Origin of the sequence: Neisseria sp. HMSC070F02 (assembly GCF_001814225.1) — a bacterium.
Classification (GTDB): Bacteria; Pseudomonadota; Gammaproteobacteria; order Burkholderiales; family Neisseriaceae; genus Neisseria; species Neisseria meningitidis.
Map to the genome: position 1 here is coordinate 1 of NZ_KV815430.1, position 7660 is coordinate 7660.

7 protein-coding genes are annotated in these 7660 nt (G+C 55.2%); 4 read left to right on the top strand and 3 right to left on the bottom strand.

All coding sequences use genetic code 11. The annotated features are described in order from the left end of the window. Nucleotides 1-127: 127 nt before the first annotated feature. The 3 genes from yccS to pilT all read right to left on the bottom strand — a co-directional run bounded on the left by yccS (nt 128) and on the right by pilT (nt 4996). Complete coding sequence (yccS, locus tag HMPREF2959_RS05825; protein WP_070696504.1) at nt 128-2278, bottom strand: YccS family putative transporter; 2151 nt, start codon at nt 2276-2278, stop codon at nt 128-130. 285 nt (nt 2279-2563) lie between these two features. Further along, nucleotides 2564-3790: a PilT/PilU family type 4a pilus ATPase gene (locus HMPREF2959_RS05830; RefSeq protein WP_070696507.1), complete on the bottom strand. Its 1227-nt coding sequence runs from the start codon at nt 3788-3790 to the stop codon at nt 2564-2566. 162 nt (nt 3791-3952) lie between these two features. After that, the gene (pilT, locus tag HMPREF2959_RS05835; RefSeq protein ID WP_002215258.1) at nt 3953-4996 is read right to left on the bottom strand and encodes a type IV pilus twitching motility protein PilT; all 1044 of its coding nucleotides are present in this window, start codon (nt 4994-4996) and stop codon (nt 3953-3955) included. 119 nt (nt 4997-5115) lie between these two features. On the opposite strand from pilT, the gene HMPREF2959_RS05840 reads away from it, so the two are divergent. The 4 genes from HMPREF2959_RS05840 (at nt 5116) to dksA (ending at nt 7612) form a co-directional block, all read left to right on the top strand. Continuing rightward, complete coding sequence (locus HMPREF2959_RS05840) at nt 5116-5802, top strand: YggS family pyridoxal phosphate-dependent enzyme (RefSeq protein ID WP_002237503.1); 687 nt, start codon at nt 5116-5118, stop codon at nt 5800-5802. Beyond that, on the top strand, nt 5802-6209 hold the full coding sequence (locus HMPREF2959_RS05845) for a hypothetical protein (RefSeq protein ID WP_002243164.1): 408 nt from the start codon (nt 5802-5804) through the stop codon (nt 6207-6209). The genes HMPREF2959_RS05840 and HMPREF2959_RS05845 overlap by 1 nt, the downstream gene beginning before the upstream one ends. A 30-nt stretch (nt 6210-6239) precedes the next feature. After that, on the top strand, nt 6240-7049 hold the full coding sequence (gene proC / locus HMPREF2959_RS05850) for a pyrroline-5-carboxylate reductase (protein ID WP_256373243.1): 810 nt from the start codon (nt 6240-6242) through the stop codon (nt 7047-7049). Nucleotides 7050-7195: 146 nt separating this feature from the next. Continuing rightward, nucleotides 7196-7612, top strand: a complete 417-nt coding sequence (gene dksA, locus HMPREF2959_RS05855; RefSeq protein ID WP_002231430.1) for an RNA polymerase-binding protein DksA — start codon at nt 7196-7198, stop codon at nt 7610-7612. The last annotated feature ends 48 nt before the right edge of the window (nt 7613-7660 follow it).

Sequence of the window (7660 nt, forward strand, 5' to 3'; positions counted from 1 at the left end):
AATGACGGGATGTAGGTTCGTGGGAATGACGGTTCAGTTGCTACGCATTTACCCTGCGCAAAGCCTTATCCACTATCTTGCAACCTGTCTGACAATCTGCCCTCTCTTACAAAATGCCGAAACTTTTTCAGGCTGCGTTTTGGGGCTGCCTGTGCGGAATTTGTCGGTAGGCGCGGTAGTAGGGTTCGAGCTGCCGGGCGATGAGTTGGAGCTGTTGGAGGAGGATGTGGCTTTGTGTTCCGCTGCTGTGGGTGCGGAGGGTGTCGAGTTCGCCGCGCAGTGTATCCAGTGCTGTCTGAAAGTCGTCGGGTTCGGTTTCGGGCAGGTGTTGGAAGATGTGGGCGGTGTGTTCGGCGGCGAGGTGGAACTGTGCGGTAAAGTCGGGGCTGCATTCTTCGTGCATTTCGCTGCGGTATGCGCCGAGGGCGGAGATGTAGCCGGTCAGGGCGTAGCCGGTTTTGAGCAGGGTAAAGCCGGGTTGCAGGCTGTCGGCGAATTTTGTGGGTTCGCTGCTCATGTCGGAAAGGGTACTGCTGAGGGCGGCGGTGTGTTCGTGGGCGCGGCGGCGGGTGGCGCGGTATTCGACGTCGTCGCCGGTTTCGCCGCTTTTGAGGCGTTCGGTGATTTTTTCGAGATAGGCACCGTTGCTGCATACGGCAAGGGCGGCGGTGCGTTCGAGCGTGAGGTATTTCCAGTCTGGCCATAGGTAGCTGACCGCCGCCCAGGCAAGGGATGCGCCGATAATGGTGTCGATGATGCGTACGGGCATGGCGGCGTATACGTCCAAACCTGCGAGGGAGAGGCTGGTCAGGGCTTGAATGGTAATGAAGAAGGTGGAGAAACTGTATTTGTAGGTGCGGGTCATGAAGAACAGGGTGGTGCTGACGACGACGATCCAAAGCTTGGTTTCGACAGACGGGGTGAAGTAGGGGACGAGCGAGCCGACGATTACGCCGAGTACGGTACCGGCGATGCGCTGGCGGACGCGGCTTTTGGTGGCGGTGTAGTTGGGCTGGCAGACGAAAAGGGCGGTCAGCAGTATCCAGTAGCCGAGGTTGAGGTTGAGGGCTTCGACTATGGTGCAGGCGGTGGCAACGACGAGGGACAGGCGGACGGCATGGCGGAATACGCCTGATTCGAGGTTTAGCTGAGGACGGATTGCCTGCCAGGTGTTTTTGAGGCTGCCGGTCTCTATGGCGGCGATGCGGGTGTCGCCCATGCGGTCGTTTTCCGCCTGCAGGCCGTTGTGCTGGAGTTGGCGGAATTGTTGGTCGACGCTGCCGAGGTTGTCGAGCAGGCGGCCGAGGTGGCGGATGTCGGGATTGTCGTTGCCGTCTGAAAGGAGGCGCAGCGACTGGCGGCAGCCTTCGATGGCGCGGCCGAGGCGTTTGCTGTAAACGTAGTCTTTGCTTGCGCGCAGGGCTTGGGCGGTGTTGCGGCAGGCTTGTCCCTGCATTTCGAGCAGGCGGTGGATGCGGAAGATGATGTCGGTGTTTTTGAATTTTTCGGACATCTCTTGGTAGTCGACGTGGGCGGAGCTGATGCGTTCGTGTATGTCTTGGGCGGCGAAGTAGTAGCGCAGCATTTTGGCGGTGCGCGGGTGGCGGTGTTTGCCGCGAAGGCGGTAAAACAGGGCGGAACGGCATTGGTTGAAGGCGGTGATGACGCCGGTGTTGCTCATGGCGAGGTCGATGTGGCGGTTGCCTATCCAGGCTGCCTCATCGGGGTCGAAGAAGTCGGCTTTGGCTTCGAGGTAGCCACCGAGTGCGTCGTAGGCGTTGGCGACGCTTTCTTGGACGGGGCGGTGGGGCAGGATGATTTGGAACAGGATGATGGCGGTGCTGTACAGTACGGTGCCGCATAAAATCATGAAGGGGTTGGTCAGCCAGTAGGTTTCGGGGGTGTAGGTAAGTGTGGTGTAGGTGGCGACGGCGAGTGCGCCGAAGGCGAAGGTGCGGTATTTCAGCCCGACCGCGCCTAAAATGGTAAAGCCGAAGGTCATCAGGGTCATGGCGAGGATGAAGGGCAGCCCTGTGCCGAGGGTGCTTTGTGCCGTGAGCGAGGAGAGGGTGAACAGGGCGACGGTGGTGATGATGTTTTTCAGCCGTCCGGTCAGGCGGTTGTCCAAATCGACAAGGCCGCCGGCAATAATGCCGAGTACGAAGGGCATGGCGAGCTTGGGTTCGCCTAGCTGCCAGACGATGGAGGCGGCGGTAAAAACACTGGCGAAAACGGGAAGCGAGGTAATGAGCAGAGGCTTGAGGAGTGGGGTTTTCATGGTTTTACCGGTTTATTGTTATGAAGTGAATATAGTGGATTAACAAAAACCAGTACGGCGTTGCCTCGCCTTAGCTCAAAGAGAACGATTCTCTAAGGTGCTGAAGCACCAAGTGAGTCGGTTCCGTACCATCTGTACTGTCTGCGGCTTCGTCGTCTTGTCCTGATTTTTGTTAATCCACTATAAATTTAATCCACTATAAAGTGTAGCACATGAATGGGGCGGATAAAATCATGCCGTCTGAAAACGGGGATGCGGTTTTCAGACGGCATTGGGTTTTGCGGATCAGGAAATGAGGTTGAGACCGTTGACCCTGTCGTAAAGGAGTTCGGGCGTTTTGCCTTCTTTGTGCAGTTGGATGTGCAATCGCAGGTTGTTGGCGGAAACGGACTGGCGCAGGGCTTCTTCGTAACTGATGATGCCGTGACGGTACAGTTCGAAAAGGTTTTGATCCATCGTCTGCATTCCGTCGGTTTTGGCGGTTTCCATGATTTTACTGATGTTCATCAGGTCGCCCTTCAGGATGAAGTCTTGGATGGCGGGCGTGTTGATGAGCAAGTCGACAACCGCCGTCCTGCCCGTTTTGTCTTGTTTGAGGGCGAGGCGTTGGCAGATGATGCCGGTCAGGTTGAGGGCGATGTCGATCAGTATTTGGTTGTGCTGTTCTTTGGGGTAGAAGTTGAGTATGCGTTCGAGCGACTGCTGCGCGGTGTTGGCGTGGAGCGTAAAAATGCACAGGTGGCCGGTTTGGGCGAGCTGCATCGCGTATTCCATACTTTCCCTGCTGCGGACTTCGCCGATGCAGACCACGTCGGGGGACTGGCGCATAGCGTTTTGTACCGCCGTCTGCCAGTTTATGGTGTCGACGCCGATTTCGCGCTGGGTAAAGATGCAGCGGCGCGGTTTGTAGATAAACTCAATCGGGTCTTCGATGGTAACGATATGGCTGGGCAGGGTTTTGTTGCGGTGTTCGAGCATAGTCGCCATCGTGGTGGATTTGCCCGAACCGGTAGGCCCGACGATAATCAGCAGCCCGCGCGGTGCGACGGCGAGGTCTTTGAGTTTTTCGGGCAGACCCAATTCCTGCATTTGCGGGATGACGTGGTTGATGCGCCGCAAAACCAAACCTGCGCTGCCTTGGCTGTGGTAGGCGTTGGCGCGGTAGCGCGTGCCGCTGCGCGACTGGACGGAGTAGTTGATTTCGCCGTCGCGCCGGAATATTTCCGATTGTTCGGCGTTCATCGTCGATGCGGCGATGGCGGCGGTTTCCTCGCCCGTCAGCGCCTTTTGCGGCTGCGGGGTTAATGCGCTGTTGATTTTCAACGAGGGCGGGAATCCTTTGCTGATAAGGATGTCGGACGCGTTTTGTGCTTCTGCGGTTTCGCACAGGCGGTCGAGCAGCGGGTGGAAGTGTGCGCCGATTTCGGCCGGGGTTTCGGATCGGCTTTGTTTTTTTTGAGAATACACTTGAACCATTTCGTCCAAGATGTCGTGCAGGTTATCGGTATTCATCGTTAGCTTCTTTTCGGTTTAAGCCTTGCAGTTTGCGGCGGCAGGTTTCAACAGGAAGGCGGACGCTTCTTGTTCGGAAAGGTAGCCGGGCGGGATGCTGCGTCCCGCCCCGCGTGTTTGCGCCTTGTTTTCCCGCCGGTATGGCCGGAAGGCGGTTGTGTGTCAGAAACTCATACTTTCGCTGTTTTGCGCGCGTCTGCGTGCGACTTCCGGTGCGATCAGCCCTTGGCGCACCAGCGATTGCAGCGATTGGTCCATTGTCTGCATACCGCTCGCCTGCCCGGTTTGCAGGACGGAGTTAATCTGCGTGATTTTGTTTTCGCGGATGAGGTTGCGGACGGCGGGGTTGGCAATCAGGATTTCGTGCGAGGCGACACGGCCGTTGCCGTCGTGCGTTTTCAGCAGGTTTTGGGAGATGACGGCGGTCAGCGATTCGGACAGCATAGAGCGCACCATTTCTTTTTCTCCCGCCGGGAATACGTCCACAATACGGTCGACGGTTTTTGCTGCGCCGGTCGTGTGCAGCGTGCCGAAAACCAAGTGTCCGGTTTCGGCGGCGGTCAGAGCCAAGCCGATGGTTTCTGGGTCGCGCATCTCGCCGACAAGGATAACGTCGGGGTCTTCGCGCAATGCGGAACTCAGCGCGTTGGCGAAGCTGAGGGTGTGCTGGTGCAGCTCGCGCTGGTTAATCAGGGATTTTTTGCTTTGGTGGACGAATTCGATCGGGTCTTCGATGGTCAGGATGTGTGCCGGCTGGGTTTCGTTGATGTAGTTGATCATCGCGGCAAGCGTGGTCGATTTGCCCGAACCGGTAGGGCCGGTAACCAATACCATGCCGCGCGGCGATTCTGCGATTTTTTGGAAAATGCTCGGGGCTTTCAATTCTTCCAGCGATAAGACGGTGCTGGGAATGGTACGGAATACGGCGGCGGGACCGCGGCCGGTGTTGAAGGCGTTGACGCGGAATCGGGCGACGTTGGGCAGTTCGAACGAGAAGTCGACTTCCAAGTTTTGCTGGTAGATTTTCCGCTGGTGGTCGTTCATCACCGAAGTTACCATATTACCGACTTCTTCCGCGCTCATTTCGGGAAGGTTGATGCGCCGCATATCGCCGTGAACCCGAATCATAGGGGATATGCCCGAACTCAGGTGAAGGTCGGATGCTTTGTTTTTAGCGCCGAAGGCGAGTAAGTCGGTAATCTGCATAATGCGGCTCTGTTTAGTATAATGTTTCGATTGGTTGGAATGGTTCTAACAACCTTGATTGTACCGCCCTGACTGGAGGGGTTTCAACTGTTTAATCATTTTTAATTAGGGGATAATCTATGACGGTGTTGCAAGAACGTTATTGTGAGGTGTCCGACCGTATCGGAAAATTGGTTCTGCAGGCGGGAAGGAAGCCGCATTCCGTCAGCCTGATTGCCGTCGGTAAGACTTTCCCTTCAGACGGCATCCGCGAAGTTTACGCCGCCGGACAGCGTGATTTCGGCGAGAACTATATTCAGGAGTGGTACGGCAAAACGGAAGAGTTGGCGGATTTGACCGACATCGTGTGGCACGTCATCGGCGATGTGCAGTCCAACAAAACCAAGTTTGTCGCCGAACGCGCGCATTGGGTGCATACCGTATGCCGTCTGAAAACCGCTGTCCGGTTGAGCGAACAGCGTCCTTCCTCAATGCCGCCTTTGCAGGTGTGTATTGAGGTGAACATTGCGGGCGAGGCGGTGAAGCACGGTGTCGCGCCCGAAGAAGCAGTCGCGCTTGCTGTGGAAGTGGCGAAGCTGCCGAATATCGTCGTACGCGGACTGATGTGTGTTGCCAAAGCTAACAGCAGTGAAACGGAGTTGAAGGTGCAATTTCAAACGATGCGGAAACTGCTTGCCGACCTCAATGCGGCTGGCGTTAAGGCAGACGTGCTGTCTATGGGGATGTCGGACGATATGCCTGCCGCCATTGAGTGCGGTGCGACACACGTCCGTATCGGCAGCGCGATTTTCGGGAAAAGGGGCTGATGGAAATTCGGGCAATAAAATATACGGCAATGGCTGCGTTGCTTGCATTTACGGTTGCAGGCTGCCGGTTGGCAGGTTGGTATGAGTGTTCGTCCCTGTCCGGCTGGTGTAAGCCGAGAAAACCTGCCGCCATCGATTTTTGGGATATTGGCGGCGAGAGTCCGCCGTCTTTAGAGGACTACGAGATACCGCTTTCAGACGGCAATCGTTCCGTCAGGGCAAATGAATATGAATCCGCACAACAATCTTACTTTTACAGGAAAATAGGGAAGTTTGAAGCCTGCGGGCTGGATTGGCGTACGCGTGACGGCAAACCTTTGATTGAGACGTTCAAACAGGGAGGATTTGACTGCTTGGAAAAGCAGGGGTTGCGGCGCAACGGTCTGTCCGAGCGCGTCCGATGGTAAAAAATTGGGAATGAATTTAGTAAGGTAATTTTGAATAGGGTAGAAATAATGAATGTTTATTTTCTCGGCGGCGGCAATATGGCGGCTGCCGTTGCGGGCGGATTGGTCAAACAAGGCGGTTACCGCATCCATATTGCCAACCGGGGTGCGGAAAAGCGCGAACGTTTGCAAAAAGAGTTGGGGGTCGAAACTTCTGAAACCTTGCCGGAGCTTCATTCCGACGATGTTTTAATCCTTGCCGTCAAGCCGCAGGATATGGAAGCCGCGTGCAAAAATATCCGCACCAACGGCGCATTGGTGCTTTCTGTCGCAGCCGGATTGCCGGTCGATACGCTCAGCCGTTACATTGGGGGAACACGCCGCATTGTCCGGGTTATGCCGAATACACCCGGAAAAATCGGGCTGGGCGTATCCGGTATGTTTGCCGAAGCGGAAGTATCGGAAACAGACCGCAGGATTGCCGATCGAATCATGAAATCAGTCGGTTTGACCATTTGGTTGGAAGATGAAGCGCAAATGCACGGCATTACCGGCATCAGCGGCAGCGGACCGGCTTATGTGTTTTATCTGCTGGACGCATTGCAAAATGCCGCCATCCGACAAGGGTTTGATATGGCAGAAGCACGCGCGCTCAGTCTGGCAACGTTTAAAGGAGCGGTTACCCTTGCCGAGCAGACGGGTGAAGATTTCGAGAAGCTTCAAAAAAATGTAACGTCAAAAGGCGGGACAACCCACGAAGCCGTGGAAGCTTTCAGGCGGCATCGTGTCGCCGAAGCCATAAGCGAGGGCGTTTGTGCCTGTGTGCGCCGTTCGCAGGAAATGGAACGGCAATATCAATAATGTAAAGAAAATAAAAAAACCAATCCAAAACGTGTTATGATGCGCGTTTTCAAAAACGCCTTAGGCAATAAGCCTTATAAAAATCAAAGGAATAAAGCCACTTTGTGGTGCTTTGTTTTTTTCGGTGAACCGAGAGGATATACATTATGGCAAAGCTGACAGAACAAGATATTTTGAATTGGAACGGGCCGGAAGACGATTATATGAATGACGAGCATTTGGCTTTTTTCCGCGAATTGCTGGTAAAAATGCAAGACGAACTCATCGAAAATGCTTCCGCTACGACAGGGCATCTCCAAGAACACGAATCAGCCCCCGATCCTGCCGACCGTGCCACACAGGAAGAAGAGTACGCATTGGAACTCCGTACCCGCGATCGGGAACGAAAACTTCTCAGTAAAATACAGGCGACCATCCGCAATATTGATGAAGGGGATTATGGATTCTGTGCCGATACGGGAGAGCCTATCGGTCTGAAGCGGCTGCTGGCACGCCCGACAGCCACTTTATCTGTTGAGTCCCAAGAACGCCGAGAGAGGATGAAAAAACAGTTTGCCGACTGATGGCGGCAAACAAAATGCCGTCTGAGTCCCCGAGTTTCAGACAGCATA

Coding starts and splice junctions, on each gene's coding strand:
- yccS (WP_070696504.1), bottom strand. CDS start 2,278: ATGAAAACCCCACTCCTCAAGCCTCTGCTCATTACCTCGCTTCCCGTT.
- HMPREF2959_RS05830 (WP_070696507.1), bottom strand. CDS start 3,790: ATGAATACCGATAACCTGCACGACATCTTGGACGAAATGGTTCAAGTG.
- pilT (WP_002215258.1), bottom strand. CDS start 4,996: ATGCAGATTACCGACTTACTCGCCTTCGGCGCTAAAAACAAAGCATCC.
- HMPREF2959_RS05840 (WP_002237503.1), top strand. CDS start 5,116: ATGACGGTGTTGCAAGAACGTTATTGTGAGGTGTCCGACCGTATCGGA.
- HMPREF2959_RS05845 (WP_002243164.1), top strand. CDS start 5,802: ATGGAAATTCGGGCAATAAAATATACGGCAATGGCTGCGTTGCTTGCA.
- dksA (WP_002231430.1), top strand. CDS start 7,196: ATGGCAAAGCTGACAGAACAAGATATTTTGAATTGGAACGGGCCGGAA.